9 protein-coding genes are annotated in these 14594 nt (G+C 64.1%); 6 read left to right on the top strand and 3 right to left on the bottom strand.

What is annotated here, in order from left to right:
* On the bottom strand, positions 1-954 hold the full coding sequence (locus ABD884_RS04615) for an ABC transporter substrate-binding protein (protein WP_028264897.1): 954 nt from the start codon (positions 952-954) through the stop codon (positions 1-3).
* 354 nt (positions 955-1308) lie between these two features.
* Entirely contained in the window at positions 1309-2019 is a 711-nt protein-coding gene (locus ABD884_RS04620) for a 3'-5' exonuclease (protein ID WP_345038158.1), read from the bottom strand.
* Between the two features lie 88 nt (positions 2020-2107).
* Between ABD884_RS04620 and ABD884_RS04625 the strand changes: the two genes are divergently transcribed.
* From ABD884_RS04625 to ABD884_RS04635, 3 genes are all read left to right on the top strand, one after another.
* Positions 2108-2524 (top strand): MGMT family protein, encoded by a 417-nt coding sequence (locus ABD884_RS04625; protein WP_345038165.1) that lies wholly within the window; start codon positions 2108-2110, stop codon positions 2522-2524.
* A gap of 122 nt (positions 2525-2646) precedes the next feature.
* The gene (locus tag ABD884_RS04630; protein ID WP_345038181.1) at positions 2647-5898 is read left to right on the top strand and encodes an ATP-dependent helicase; all 3252 of its coding nucleotides are present in this window, start codon (positions 2647-2649) and stop codon (positions 5896-5898) included.
* Complete coding sequence (locus ABD884_RS04635) at positions 5895-9431, top strand: ATP-dependent helicase (RefSeq protein ID WP_345038199.1); 3537 nt, start codon at positions 5895-5897, stop codon at positions 9429-9431. Before ABD884_RS04630 ends, ABD884_RS04635 begins: the two co-directional genes overlap by 4 nt.
* Before the next feature lie 47 nt (positions 9432-9478).
* On the opposite strand, the gene ABD884_RS04640 is transcribed toward ABD884_RS04635, so the two are convergent.
* Positions 9479-10717 (bottom strand): macrolide 2'-phosphotransferase, encoded by a 1239-nt coding sequence (locus ABD884_RS04640; protein WP_345038209.1) that lies wholly within the window; start codon positions 10715-10717, stop codon positions 9479-9481.
* A gap of 144 nt (positions 10718-10861) precedes the next feature.
* Here ABD884_RS04640 and nudC point away from each other — a divergent pair, with 144 nt between their 5' ends.
* From nudC to ABD884_RS04655, 3 genes are read left to right on the top strand one after another with little or no spacing between them, the layout of a single operon-like run.
* Positions 10862-11848 carry an NAD(+) diphosphatase gene (nudC, locus tag ABD884_RS04645; RefSeq protein ID WP_345038224.1) on the top strand — a complete coding sequence of 329 codons (987 nt, stop codon included), beginning with the start codon at positions 10862-10864 and terminating at the stop codon, positions 11846-11848.
* Entirely contained in the window at positions 11845-13977 is a 2133-nt protein-coding gene (locus tag ABD884_RS04650) for an ATP-dependent DNA helicase UvrD2 (protein ID WP_345038231.1), read from the top strand. Before nudC ends, ABD884_RS04650 begins: the two co-directional genes overlap by 4 nt.
* Positions 13977-14579 carry a M48 metallopeptidase family protein gene (locus ABD884_RS04655; RefSeq protein ID WP_345038238.1) on the top strand — a complete coding sequence of 201 codons (603 nt, stop codon included), beginning with the start codon at positions 13977-13979 and terminating at the stop codon, positions 14577-14579. The genes ABD884_RS04650 and ABD884_RS04655 overlap by 1 nt, the downstream gene beginning before the upstream one ends.
* Positions 14580-14594: the final 15 nt, after the last annotated feature.

The following is a 14594-nucleotide window of genomic DNA, read 5'->3' on the forward strand; positions in this document are numbered from 1 at the left end:
CTACTTGGCGGGAATCTGGACGGCCTTGCTGCCCGGCTTCCAGCCCTGCGGGGTCTGATCCGCCGTCGTCGGGCGGTCCTTGTACCACTCGGCGGTGAGCTTGGTCCACGTGCCGTCGGCGATCACTGCGTCAAGGCCCGAGTTGAGGGCATCGATCAGGGCCGTGTTGTCCTTGTTCACTGCGTAGGCGGTGAAGTTCTGGGTGTTGACGACCTTTTCGGCGATCTTGGTGTTGTCGCCATCCTTGACCTGGCCCGTGGCCTGCTGGGACGGAGCGACCCAGGCGTCCACTTGGCCGCTCTTCACGTTGGCGTAGACCGTGTTGTAGTCCGGAAAGCGGACGGGCTCCAGCTTCAGCGTGTTGGTGACGTAGTCGTCCTGGACGGTGCCCTGCACCACGCCGATGCGCACATCGGACTTCAGGTCCGCGAAGCCTTTGACCTTGGAGTCGGTCTTGGTCACGACGGCCATGTAGCCAAAGTCGTAGCCGTTGGTGAAGCCGACGGTCTCGCGTCGCTTGTCCGTAGTGGAGATCGAGGAGGATCCGACGTCGAACTGCTTGTTCTTCACCTGGGAGAGCAACGCGGAGAAGTCGGTGGAGGCGAACTCGACCTTGAGGCCCAGCTTGTCGCCAATGGCGCGCAGGAGCTCGTTGTCGTAACCCGTGAACTTGCCCGAGGGGTCGATGAAGATGTTGGGCGGGGCATCGGACAGGGTGCCGACGCGGAGGGTGCCGTCGGTGATGAGGCCTAGCTTGGACTTATCGATCTTGTCCAGCGGAGTGACATCCTTGGTGGTGTACTTGTCCAGCGTCTTCTGATCGCTGCCTTGGAGGGCATCGGTCGGCGAGGCGCTGCCAGTGCTGCCGGCTCCGCCACCGCAGGCGGCAAGGGAGACGGCGAGAACTGCAGCCACGGGGACAGCAGAGAACCACTTCAGGGCTTTGATTTTCATCAAGCAAATCACTTTCATCGGGGAACACACGTTCGTATCGAGATGGGCGGGGAACGCAGCCAAAGCAGGTTTGGGCCGCAATATCAGAAGTCGACCCGCCAAACTTAATTATGTCATCAGCATATTCAAGGATGAATTGGCGACAGTAGGACGCGTGATTTGCTCAAATCCCGAATTAAATTCACTATTCTTTGCGGATATGTTCTGAAACGCCGCGTCGTTTTGGGTAAGGAAGGAATCCGTGACTGGCGTCCAGCTGGCATTCAGGTAGCTCGGTAGATGTGACGTGCGTCCCATCATGCGGACGCAAGGAGACATGTCCAGTCCGTGGACCGTGTCGTTTGTCTATCCGCTCTAGAAGTCCCCGCGGCTGGCGTCTTCCGGGGGGAGCACCGGCCAGTTGCCTTCAATGACGGCTGTTGGTTTTGTCTTGCGCAGGTAGGTCTGGAAATCGGCGGCCTGCGCGGCCGCCCAATCGACCTGAAGGTGGTGCAGCTTGGAAGCGGGCATCTGCAGTTTCGGGAATTTGCCGGCCATGGCATCGAGGACACGCAGGGTGGCAAGGGCGTCTGCGGCCGAAGTGTGGGCGTTGTCCAAGTCCACTCCGTATTCCTCGCATAGCGCCGTCAAGGTCCGCTTGCCCTTGCGGTACCGGTCAACCTGCTTGTTCATGACGTACGGGTCAAGCACGGGGAACCGGGTCAGCTGGGGCACCCCATAGCGGGCGGATTCGGCGGCAAGGACAGTGAAGTCATAGCTGGCGTTGAACGCAATGACGGGCACGCCGTCGTCGAACAGTTCCTGTAGCGCGGCCGCAACTTCGCGTGTCACTTCTGCGGCCGGGCGGCCCTCGGCCCTCGCCTTTTCCGTAGTGATGCCGTGGATCTCACTGGCTTCCAGGGGGATCTCCACACCGGGATCCGCCAACCACTCGAGCTCCTTGACGACGCCGCCATTGTCTTCCACCACGGTGACGGAAGCGGTGACGATCCTGGCGGAACGGGAGTTCCGCCCCGTGGTCTCGAGATCGAATGCGGCGCGGGGGAGGGTGTTCCAGGAGCTCATGGTTCAACGCTACCGGCGCCCTCTGACAAGAACCGGAGCGACACTCCTTCTGCGCCGATCGGGCCACCTCTGCCTATACGCTGGAGGCATGCGGATGGAGTTTGTGACGGCGGTGTTGGCCGTCGTGGATCTCATGCCGCCCGGGGTTGCCGTATCCTACGGCGATGTTGCGGAACTTCTGGGCTCTGGTGGTCCACGGCAGATCGGGTCCGTCATGAGCCACCACGGGAGCGCTGTTGCGTGGTGGCGTGTGCTGCGTGCCAGCGGCGAAGCGCCGCCGGGCCTCGAAGCGGAGGCGTTGCGCCACTATGTGGACGAAGGAACGCCGCTGCGCGGCGCCTACGCGGAGTATCTGCGGACCGGCGATGGCCGCTGGCGGGTTGATTTGGGCTTGGCCCGGTGGGCTCCGACGGACCGCGATTTCGACAGTATCGATGTGATCTCTGCCCCACTCGAGCGTCAGCTCCATAAATTGTCGCTGCCCGATGATGAGATGACTCTGTGAGTCCAACACCGGCACCGCAATCAAAAACACCGCAAGCAAAAACATCGCAAGCAAAAACACCGCACGCGACAACGCAGCCTAAGTCAACCCAGCAAAAGCCAACACGGCAAACGCCGGCAAGGTTGCGCTTGCTTCCGCCGCGTGAGGTCCACTATGCAGCTCCCGTGTTCTCTGCCGACCAAGCTGCCGTCGTCGGGCTTCCGCACGGATCCGGGCCGGTATTGGTCCCGGGAGCGCCGGGCACCGGGAAGTCGACTGTGCTGGTGGAAACTGCTGTCCAGCGGGTTCAGCGCGATGGCGTGGATCCGGAACGGATCCTGATCCTGGCGCCGGGGCGGCATGCGGCGTCGGCGTTGCGGGACACTTTTACGGGGCGGCTGGACCGCAGCTTGAGTACGACGCCGGCACGCACCTGGGCGTCATACGCCTTCGATCTGATCCGGCGCGCCAAAGCCGAGGGAGTGCTGCCGCTGCAGCGGCCACCCAAGTTGCTCTCGGGACCGGAACAGGACCTCATCATCAAGGAGCTGCTGGAGGGGCACGCCAGGCCGGGCTTTGAGCTTCCTTGGCCCCAGGACTTGGCAGCGGCGTTGCCCACGCGGGGCTTCCGGCAGGAGATCCGGCAGCTCTTTGACCGCATCATCGAATCCGGCCGCACGGCGGAAGACCTCACGGCGCTTGCGTACGAATGCGGCCGACCGGACTGGATCGCCGCGGCGGAGCTGTACACGGAATACCGCGATGTCTTGGATCTGCGCATGCCGGAGGCTTTCGATCCGGCAGGAATCATCACGGCGGCGCGCCAGATCTTCCAGGATTCCCCCGGGTTCCTCGCGGCGGAGCGCGAGCGGCTGCAATTGATCCTGGTGGATGACATCCAGGAGGCGAATCCTGCGGTTTTTGAACTTCTCGCGGACATTGCCGAGGGCAAGGACGTTCTCGTGGCGTCTTCTCCGGACACCGTGGTCCAGGGGTTCCGCGGTGCCCGCCCGGACCTTGTTGCCGAACTGCCACGGCTCCTGGGCGGGCTTGAGAACAGTGTGCGGGAGCTTCCGCTCTGGCACACCCACCGGCATCTCCCGGAGCTCGCGAAGGCCTGGACCGGCCTGGCGGCGCGTATTTCGCAACGGGCGGGTGGCCAATTGGCGCGGCGTCTGGATCCCCTGCCTGCGTTGGTGGAGGCGCGTGCCGGAAGTACGCAGGCTACTGGCCGGGTGGAAGCGCACGTCCTTCCCTCCGCAGTACACGAACTGCGTTACGTAGCACAGCGCATTCTTGAAGCACAGCTGCGTGAGAACCACGAGTTCGGTGACATCGCAGTGATTGTGCGCAACGGGGGGCAACTGGCGCAATTGCAGCGCTACCTGGGAGGCCAAGGAATTCCCGTCCGCGTCCCGGTTGCGGATTCCGCCGTCCGCGACGAAGTGGCAGTCCGTCCCCTGCTCGAGGTGTACAGCGTGGTGCTGGACGCAACGAAACTGACGCCCGAATCCGCGGTCTCGCTTCTCACGTCGAGGATTGGGGGAGCTACCGCCATCGAGTTGCGCCGCCTGCGGCAATCCCTGCGCAGGGAGGAATTGCTGGGCGGCGGTGGACGGTCCAGCGATTCGCTGCTCGTCGAGGCTTTGCTGGAGCCTGGCGCCCTCGGTTCTTTGGGTATCGAGGGTAGCTCGGCACGGCGCTTGGCCCGCATGATCGCGGCAGGACGCCTGGCTGCCACCGACCCTGGGGCCAACGCGGAGACGGTGTTGTGGGCGTTGTGGCAGGCCACCGGGCTCGCCTCGCGGTGGACGGAATTGGCGCTCGACGGCGGCGCTGCGGACGCCCGCGCGGATCGCGACCTTGACGCCATGATGGCTTTGTTCCACACCGCCGAGCGCTATGTGGACCAACTTCCGGGTTCCGGCCCCGAACAGTTCCTGGAGTATTTGCTCAGCCAGGAACTACCGATGGACACCCTTGCGGCGAGGGCCCAAGTGGAGGAAGCCGTCGAGCTGATGACGCCGGCAAGCGCGGCCGGGCGGGAGTGGCCCGTGGTGATCGTCGCGGGCTTGCAGGAAGGCGTCTGGCCCAACACGAGGCTCCGCGGCGAACTCCTCGGAAGTACATTGTTCGCCGATGCCGTGGAGCATGGTGTTGAACACGCCTTGCAGCGGGGACCCCTCAGCCGGCTGCGGGATATCCGCTACGACGAATTGCGCAGCTTCTCCACAGCCGTTTCGCGGGCTCGGGAAGTCCTTATCTGCACGGCAGTTTCTTCCGAGGATGAGCAGCAATCGGCCTTCCTCGATTACGTCGCGCCCCTCGATCCGGGACAATACCGCCGTGAGTTCACGCCGGTAGACCGGCCCATGACCCTGCGGGCCCTGGTGGCCGAGCTGAGGCAGCGTGTCCAGCCCGACGACGCGGGACTGGCCCGGCCAGGCGTTGCAGGAGAGGCGGTCGAAGCTGCCCGGGTTCTGGCCTATCTGGCCACTGCGGAACCTCCAGTGCCGGGAGCACATCCGGATTCCTGGTGGGGATTGGCACCACTGAGCAGCGAGGAGCCGGTAGTCCCGAAGGGCGGTACTGTGTTCGTTTCCCCCTCGAAAGTTGAGACCGTCCACAAATCGCCGTTGGATTGGTTTGTCCAGGCGGCGGGTGGCGAAGCCGCTACCGACTTTGCCCGTAGCCTTGGAACTTTGGTCCACGCGATTGCCCAGGAGCTGCCGGATGCATCCGGTGGCGAGTATGTCGCCGAGCTCGTGCGACGCTGGCCGACTCTTGGCATGAAGGACAACTGGGAGGGCAGGCTGGACTTCCAACGTGCGGAGCAGATGGTCCGGAAGCTTGCCCAATACGTCCTTGTCATGCGGAGCGAAGGCCGAAGCCTTACCGGGGTGGAACAGGACTTCGAGGTCCCCCTTCCCGCGGTACACCTTGGCGACGTTGTTGGCGATCCTGACGCTACCCGGGATGCCGTGCTTCGGGGACAAGTGGACCGCTTGGAAATAGACCAGGAGGGTCGGCTGGTGATTGTCGACCTTAAGACGGGCAAGCGCCAGCCCAGCAAAGCTGAATTGGCGAAGCACCCGCAGTTAGGTGCCTACCAGGCGGCGGTGCTGCACGGGGCATTCCAGGGCCTGCCGGTTCCGGGGGGCGCGGTCCTGGCACAGCTTGGTACGAAGACCAAGACGCCGGCCATCCAAGCGCAAGAGCCCCTGGACCCCGGCGACAACTGGGCGCAGGACCTTGTCAGCGAGGCCGCCGTGCTCATGGCCGGAGCCAGCTTCGAGGCGCGCCACGATCCTTCAAAAGGCAGCCACGGAGGCCACGGCTGCCGACTACCCGATATCTGCCCGTTGTGCGCCCGGGGAAAGCAGGTTACCGAATGACCGTCCAAACACTCGCCGGAATCGGGACTGGAGATACCGCCGGGGATGCCGCGGTATTACCCGAACCTCGATTCTCGCCTGGCGAATTGGCGGAGGTCCTGGGCGAACGGAACCGCCCCACGGAAGAGCAGTCCGCCATCATTGCGTCGCCTTTGACCCCGCGGCTGGTCATCGCGGGCGCGGGATCCGGGAAAACCGCAACCATGGCGGACCGCGTGGTGTGGCTTGTGGCCAACGGGTGGGTCCGCCCCGAAGAAGTCCTCGGCGTCACCTTCACCCGCAAGGCCGCGGGGGAGTTGGCAAGCCGGATCCGCGCCAAATTGGCCACGCTTCAGCGCATCGCCGCCGAGGACAAAGGACAGCACGGTTTCCCCGAGGGAGTTGCAGGCTCCGACGAACTTGAGCCCAAAGTGTCCACGTACCACTCCTATGCCAGCGGGATCGTGGCCGACTACGGCCTGCGTTTGGGGATCGAACGCGATGTGGTTCTGCTGGGTGGTGCCCAGGCCTGGCAGCTTGCGAGTGAAATAGTTGAGGCATACGACGGCGACTACGAGCACTTCATCGCTGCCAAGTCCACGCTGGTCAGCGCCGTGATGCAGTTGGCCGGCGAGTGCGCCGAGCATTTGCGTGAGCCAGCCGAAGTTCAGCGCTGGTTGATGGACCGGGTGTCTGAATTCGCCCAATTGCCGTATGTGTCCGGCGCCAAAAAGAATCCAAGCCAAGCTTCCGGCGATCTCGGCTCCATGTTGCGCACGCGGGCCAGCGTTGCGGACATGGTGGGGCGTTACCAAGAGGCCAAGAGGAACCGCGGGGTCCTGGACTTCGGCGACCTCGTAGCGCTCGCTGCGAAAATTGCCCAGGACATACCATTGGCCGCTTCCACCGAGCGGGCCCGCTACAAGGTGGTGTTGCTGGATGAATTCCAGGACACCTCGCACGCCCAACTGGTTCTTTTCTCCCGCCTATTCGGGGGAGGGCACGCCGTGACGGCGGTGGGGGACCCCAATCAATCCATCTATGGGTTCAGGGGGGCTTCGGCTGGCCAACTCTTCCATTTCGTCCAGGAATTCCCGGTCCGGGTACATGACAGCTTGGGAACGGCATCCCTTGCCACCGCACCCACTTCATACTTGACCACCGCATGGCGGAACGGACGCAACATCCTGGCTGCGGCCAACGTCATTTCGGCGCCGCTCAACAGCGCGGTCTCTGAGCGAGCGGCTTCGAATGGGGGAGCCCCGGGTACAAGAACCTTGGACGGCTCCGTGGCAGTACCGCCTCTCCAGCCGAGCCCAGCAGCTGTGAACGGCAACGTAGTTCTCGGACGCTTTGCCACGGACGAAGACGAGGCGGCAGCGATCGCCCGGGGCGTCCGCCGTTACCGCCGCACAGTCTTTGAAAGCGAGGCCGATGGCGCGCCCGTTTCGCCCACTATGGCCGTCCTCTGCCGCCGCCGCGCACAGATGGAGTGCTTGCGGCGTGAATTCGAGGTCCAGGGGATCCCGTACGAGATAGTGGGTCTCGGCGGGCTGCTCGACACTCCAGAAATAGTGGATCTGGTGGCCGCGCTGCGGATCCTGGCCGATCCCGGCCGCTCCGACGCATTGATGCGTCTTCTGGCAGGAGCCCGGTGGAGGATAGGGACGGCAGATCTCATGGCATTCCGGGACTGGTCCCAATTCCTGGCCAGACGGCGCTCACAAAGCGTCTCGGGAGACGGCGGAACCGATGCTTCGGCAAATGCGGACGAAAGCCCCGCGCAGAAGGCCATGGAGAGCGACATTACGGACGCAGCCAGCCTTGTGGAGGCATTGGATGTCCTTCCGCGCCCGGGATGGACCTCAGGCCACGGACGCTCCCTCAGTCCACTGGCTTTGGAACGTCTCGGCCGGCTGTCAGCTGAACTTCGGAACCTCCGCGGATTCATGGGAGATGATCTCTCCACCCTGCTTGGCGAAGTGGAACGGGCGATGTTGCTGGACATCGAGGTCGCAGCGAAACCCGGCACGAGTATCCACCAGGCTCGTCGGAACCTGGACGCATTCCACGACGCCGCTGCGAGCTTCCTACGAACCTCGCAGCGCGTGGACCTCCTGGCTTTCCTTGCGTGGCTTGAGGCCGCCGCCGCCGAAGAGGGTGGCTTGGATATGGCAGACGCAGAGGTGAATCACGAGGCCGTGCAATTGCTGACGGTCCACGCTTCCAAGGGCTTGGAATGGGATGTTGTGTTTGTGCCCGGGCTCAATGCCGGAGCTTTCCCGAGCAACCGGGACTCCCGATGGAGCAGCGGTACCGCCGCCCTGCCATGGCCCCTCCGCGGCGACCGGGCAGACCTTCCTCAATGGGACCTGGACCAATCGGACCAGAAAGGTTGGCTGGACGCTGAGAAGGACTTCAAATCGGAGGTCCAGCATCATGGCGAGGCTGAGGAGCGGCGGCTCGCGTATGTTGCGTACACGCGCGCGAAGTACGTCCTGTGGGCATCGAGTGCCGCCTGGAACGGTTCCCGGGCAGGCATTGCGGAGACATCGCCGTTCCTTGCCGAGCTGGCATGCCTCGCCGATGAAGCAGCTGACGACGCCGGTGGAGCGTCGATCGCCTCCATTCACCCCCAGTCGCTCAGTGAAGACGCCCTGCCCACGGAGAGCCCCTTGACGGTCGGCACGGAAGTGGCGCTCTTCCCCTATGATCCGCTCGAAGGCCCCAGCGATCCTCGCACCGGGGAACGGCTCCGGCTGGTACCGGGGCGCCGGGCCGCCATGGAGGCCGCGGCAACCCGGGTCAGGGACGCCATCGAGGCGCTTCGGGAGGATGTGCCACTGGTCATCGATGACCCGCAAATATCCCTCCGTGGCGCGGCAGGCGGCTGGGCTGCCGAGGCAGAGTTGTTGTTGGAACGGCAATCGCGGCGTAAACCGGTCCAGGACGTCCATTTGCCAGGGCACATCTCTGCGTCCATGTTCGTCGATCTGGGAGATGATCCTGGGGCGGTCCTCGCGCAGCTCCGGCGCCCGGTGCCGCGGCAACCCGGCATCTCCGCACGCAAAGGCACCGCTTTCCATTCGTGGGTGGAAGAATACTTCGGAACCAGCGGCACGCTGGACCTCGACGAAGCACCCGGTTCCGATTCCCACATCGACGAAGCCTACGGACTCGAAGACATGGTGGCGACGTTCACCAACTCGGAATGGGCACACCGGGCCCCGGCATTCGTTGAAGTTCCCGTGGAGACACGCATCGGGGACGTCGTGGTGCGTGGCAGGATCGATGCCGTCTTCCTCGGGACTGACGGCACTTGGGAACTGGTGGATTGGAAGACGGGTAGCCGCCCGGCTGGAAAGCAGCTCGCCACCCGCGCCGTGCAACTTGCCATCTACCGCTTGGCATGGGCGCGCCTCAAGGGAGTGCCCTTGGAAAAGGTCAGCGCAGCGTTCTACTACGTTGCCGAAGACGCTGTGGTGAGGCCCCACGATCTGGGCAAGGCCGAAGAACTGGAGAACATCATCGCCTCCGCGCTGGGCGGCGGCTAACGTAACGCCTGGGGGCGCTGAAAAAAACTTGGGGGCGCCGAAAGAAGCTAGACGTCCTTGGTGTCCTGCAGGGGAGCGGGTTCCACTACCTGGAGGGCCGTCGTCGACGTGTCTTCTGTCTCGGATGGCGCCTCCGGCGTCGATTCGGCACCGCTCGCGGGTTCTGCTGGAAGCACAGGGGCCGTTTCCGGCAACGGTTGTACGGTAACTGCCGGTGCAGTGATGTCTGGTACGGGTACCACCGTAACCGATGGGGTTGCGGCTTCCGTCGTCGGACCGGCTGGCTGAATGGCCTCCGGGATGGCTGCCGCACTTACCGCGGGCTTCACGGGGTCCTCGCCTGGAGCCGCGGCTTCCTCGGCTGCCAAGGCGTTCTGTTCCTCGATATCGTCGGCGAGGGACGTGAGCATGGCCTCAGCCTCGGCCGTCATTTCACTGTGGCCTGCCGCCAAGGCCTTGACGAGATACTGTGCCAGGGCGAATTCGGCGAGAAGGGCTGAACGACGCAACAGGTGGCCATCAGGGGTGTCCCGCCGGGCTTTCGTATAGTGCCGCAGCACGGACTCCACAAATGCTTGTTCGTTCGAGGCCACGAGCCAGGCGAAGTCATCGGCAGGATCGCCGATGCGGAGCTCGGTCCATCCCGTCACGGCCGTGACACTGTCGCCGTCGATCAACAAATTGTCCTCATGGAGATCGCCGTGAACCACGCACGGGTTGAAGCGCCACAGCGCCACGTCCTCAAGTGCGTGCTCCCAACGGCGCAGCAGGGCAGGCGGAATCTTGCCCGTGGTGGCGGCCTGGTCCAGCTCGTTCAGCTTGCGCTGGCGGAATTCGTTCGCCGTGTAGCTGGGAAGATCGGCGTTGTTGACGATGGGCTGGGGGAGGTCATGGATGGCCGCCAGTGCGGTCGCGATCTCCTTGGCCAAGGTGTCATTGCACGTGGACAGCTCTTCGATGCTGCGGGTGGACCCGCCCAAGTGGGCGTAGACAAAGGTGCTCAGTGCACCTTGGCGCACTGTCCCGGCCACAGTCGGCATTAGGAAGGGCAGCTCGGCCCGGATGGCCGGGGCGAAGGCACGCAGGATCATGAATTCGGTCTCCAGCCGGGCGCTGGCTTCCGGATGGCGTGGTGAACGAACGCGCCAACGTTTGCCTTCCGAGTCCAGCAGAAGCGCCGAATCGAAATCGGCAGCATCATCCGGGGCGGAGGCGGCAGCCGTCGGCGTCAGGCCGGGCACCGCCGCAGTTGCTATGGCGGCCAGTTCGAACGGTGTTCTTCTCACGTGTTCCACGGTAGATTGACTGACGCCTGTGGGAGCGATGCAGTGCGGCGAGTCTTGAGATCCGCAAGAAATCAGCAGGCAAGCAGTGTGCGGCGTCGATAGATCCAAATGTTATTTGTCGGTGGGAGTCAGTACGGTAGGTACATGAGTTTCACCGAGTTCCGGGCACCGGCAAATCACCTGATAGACACCGTGCTTCCGGTGCGCGCCGCCATGATTGACCGGGGATCGGCCGAGCGCATGAAGTCAGGCATGCTTGACCACGTGATCTCCTCAGGCAAGGCCAAGGCCATGGTGTTGTCGCAGCGCCAAGCCTTGGTTGTCGATGACACCCTGTGGCTTGGTGACGCCGAGCCGCTTTTTGAAACCCTTCAGGCGGCCGGTGGACCGCTCACCGCCGTCTATCTCGGCCGGACGCTGGCTCCCTCATCGGTTCCCGCGCAAACACCCATCGTCCTCTTTGTGCCCAGGGAGCCGATCGCTCCTGGAACGGCGGGGCTTCCGGCCGATGGTACCTGGACAGGATTCCGGGACATCGCTGCGCGCCTTGGTTCCATCGACACTGCCTTGTTTGTCGAGGCCAGCGCCATTTCCAATTGGCATGCCACCCACACCCACTGTCCGCAGTGCGGGACTCCGACCGGAATTGAGGCCGGCGGTTGGGTGCGCCGGTGCCCGCGGGACAATTCCGAACACTATCCGCGGACAGACCCGGCCATCATTGTCACGGTGGTTGGCTCGGACGGCAGGTTGTTGCTCGGCGGAGGCGGGCCCGTTGACGCCAAGAACTATTCCACGTTGGCCGGCTTCGTTGAGCCAGGCGAATCGCTCGAACAGGCCGTTGTGCGGGAAATCGGTGAAGAGGTTGGTGTGCGGGTCACCGCTTGCCAGTATCTGGGCTCCCAGTCGTGGCCGTTTCCGGCCTCCCTCATGCTCGGGTTCACTGCCACCACGGACGACGCCGAAGCCCGGCCCGACGGCGTCGAGGTCACCCGGGCGCGCTGGTTCAGTCGCGCGGAACTCCAAGCAGCCGTGCTCGCCGGCGAGATCACGATCTCCACGAGGCTTTCGATTGCGCGTTCCCTGATCGAGCACTGGTACGGCGGCGTCATCGAGGATCTCCAGCCGTGACAGACGGTATTTTCAGCGACACCGTTTCACTCGAGGACCGGATACTCGGCGGTCTTGACGCCGAGCAGAGGGAAGTCGCCAGCAACCTCAAAGGGCCCATGTGTGTCCTCGCTGGAGCGGGTACGGGAAAAACGCGGGCAATTACCCACCGCATCGCCTACGGCGTCCACTCCGGCGTATACAGCCCCCAGCGTCTTTTGGCTGTTACCTTCACCTCCCGTGCCGCAGCCGAAATGCGCAGCCGGCTCCGGGATCTCGGCGTCGGAAACGTCCAAGCCCGTACTTTTCACGCTGCTGCGCTCAGGCAATTGCAGTTCTTCTGGCCGCAGGCCATCGGTGGGGTCCTGCCGAACTTGCTGGACCACAAGGCGAACATGATCGCCGAAGCTGCCCGTCGTCTCCGGCTGAGTACGGATCGGGCTTCCATCCGTGACCTTGCGGCCGAAATCGAGTGGGCCAAGGTTTCCATGTTGACCCCCGCCAATTATTTGGAGAACGCCCACGGCCGGGGCACCCCGGGTGGTTTCGACCTCACCGCCGTCGCAAGGGTCTTCCAGTCCTACGAGGACGTGAAAACCGACCGCAACGTGATCGACTTCGAGGACGTGCTGTTGATCACCGTCGGCATTCTCCAGGAAGATCCCAAGGTGGCGGCAACAGTCCGCGAGCAGTACCGGCACTTCGTCGTGGACGAGTACCAGGACGTTTCCCCGCTGCAGCAGCGGCTTCTGGAACTGTGGCTTGGTGGTCGCGACGAACTCTGCGTCGTGGGCGACTCCAGTCAGACCATTTACTCCTTTACCGGCGCCTCGCCCCAGCATCTTCTTGGCTTCAAGGGCCGGTACCCCGCGGCGACGGTCGTGAAACTGGTTCGTGACTACCGTTCCACGCCCCAAGTGGTGAAGTTGGCGAACGAGCTTCTGGGGTCCCGCCGCAGCGGTGGAACGGTGGCCGACGCCGCGTGGGCAAAGCCATTGCAACTGGTGGCCCAGCGTCCCGCCGGTCCGGAGCCGCGGTTCATGGAATGTCCCGACGACGAAGCCGAGGCAGCGGTTGTCGCCGGCCGGATCCGGGAATTGATCGACGCCGGCACCAAGGCGAGCGAGATTGCCGTGCTTTTCCGCACGAACGGACAATCGGAAGCCTACGAACAAGCACTCGCCTCGGCGGGAATCGGTTACCAGCTGCGAGGCGGTGAGCGATTCTTCGCCCGTAAGGAGGTCCGGGATGCCATTCTGCAGCTGCGCGCCGCGACGCGTGCCGTGGCCGAGGACTCTGCCAAGGAGCCGCTCGGCCAACTGGTGCGGGACATTGTGGCTTCGCTCGGGTACACCGATGCTGCCCCGCACAGCGGCGGCGCCCTGCGCGAACGCTGGGAATCGCTGGCAGCCTTGGTTGCGCTCGCAGACGAGCTAGCCATTAGCCGTGGGCCGGAATTCACCTTGATGGAGTTCGTCAACGAACTCCAGGAACGTTCGGTGGCCCAACACGCGCCGACGGTTCAAGGCGTCACCCTCGCATCATTGCACGCCGCGAAGGGCCTGGAATGGGACGCTGTGTTCCTCGTGGGATTGAGTGAGGGCCTCATGCCTATTTCCTTCGCCGACACTCCGGAGAGCGTGGACGAGGAGCGCCGTTTGTTCTACGTCGGAATCACACGGGCCCGCGAGCACCTCACTTTGTCCTGGTCCACGGCCCGCACACCGGGTGGCCGCGCCAACCGCAAGCCTTCGCGCTTCCTCGACGGGCTGCGCCCCGATTCGGTGCTTGGAGCCACCGCGCGCAGCCGCGCCACGCCACGGCGCAAGGCGGTGGCACCGGCGTCGTGCAGGGTCTGCGGCACCATGCTCGCAACCGGCGCCGAACGCAAAGTGGGACGCTGCAGCCAGTGCCCGCCTACATACGAGGAACAGACCTTCGAGGCTTTGCGCCAATGGCGCAAAGAAGAGGCACTAAGCAACGAGGTTCCCGCCTACGTGGTGTTCACGGACGCGACCTTGACCGCCATCGCCGAAGCCAGGCCCGCTTCGCTCGAGGAACTGGCGAAGCTTGCGGGCGTAGGGCCTTCGAAGCTGGAAAAGTACGGTGAAGCCGTGTTGGCGGTCCTGGTCGAGAACGGGTCGGCCTGATGGCGCGCGGCGCTGACCAGTCCGCATTGCCGCTGACTACCGACGACGGCGCGCCGGTTGTCGTTCGCCGCTCAGCCCGCCGCCGTCGCACGGTGGCCGCTTTCTGGGAGGACGGGAAAGCGGTGGTTGCGATCCCTGCCCACTTTACGAAGGCGCAAGAGAGCGAATGGGTCCGGCGGATGCTGGACAAACTCAAACGCCAGGGGGAGAAACAGAGCCGAGGCGCTGGACGGAGGCGTCCTGCCAGCGATGCCGTCCTGGCCGGGCATGCCGCTGAACTGTCGGCACGGTATCTGGGCGGACGTGCCAGGCCGGCGTCGGTCCGCTGGGTCAGCAACCAGAAGTCCCGTTGGGGTTCGGCAACGCCGGCGGACGGGACCATCCGGATTTCCGACAAGCTCCGGGCCATGCCCCAGTGGGTGATCGACTACGTGTTGCTACACGAACTCGCACATCTTCTGGTTGCCGGGCACAACCACGCGTTTTGGAGGTTGCTGGAGGCGTATCCCGAAACGCAGCGGGCCAAGGCGTTCCTGGAGGGCGTTGCCTTTGCGACGTCGCGCGGTCTTGGATCGGATGAACAAGACGCCGACGCCTATTAAGCCGTCCCTGATGAG

It is taken from the genome of Arthrobacter methylotrophus, from assembly GCF_039539965.1.
In the GTDB taxonomy this organism is placed as follows: Bacteria; Actinomycetota; Actinomycetes; order Actinomycetales; family Micrococcaceae; genus Arthrobacter; species Arthrobacter methylotrophus.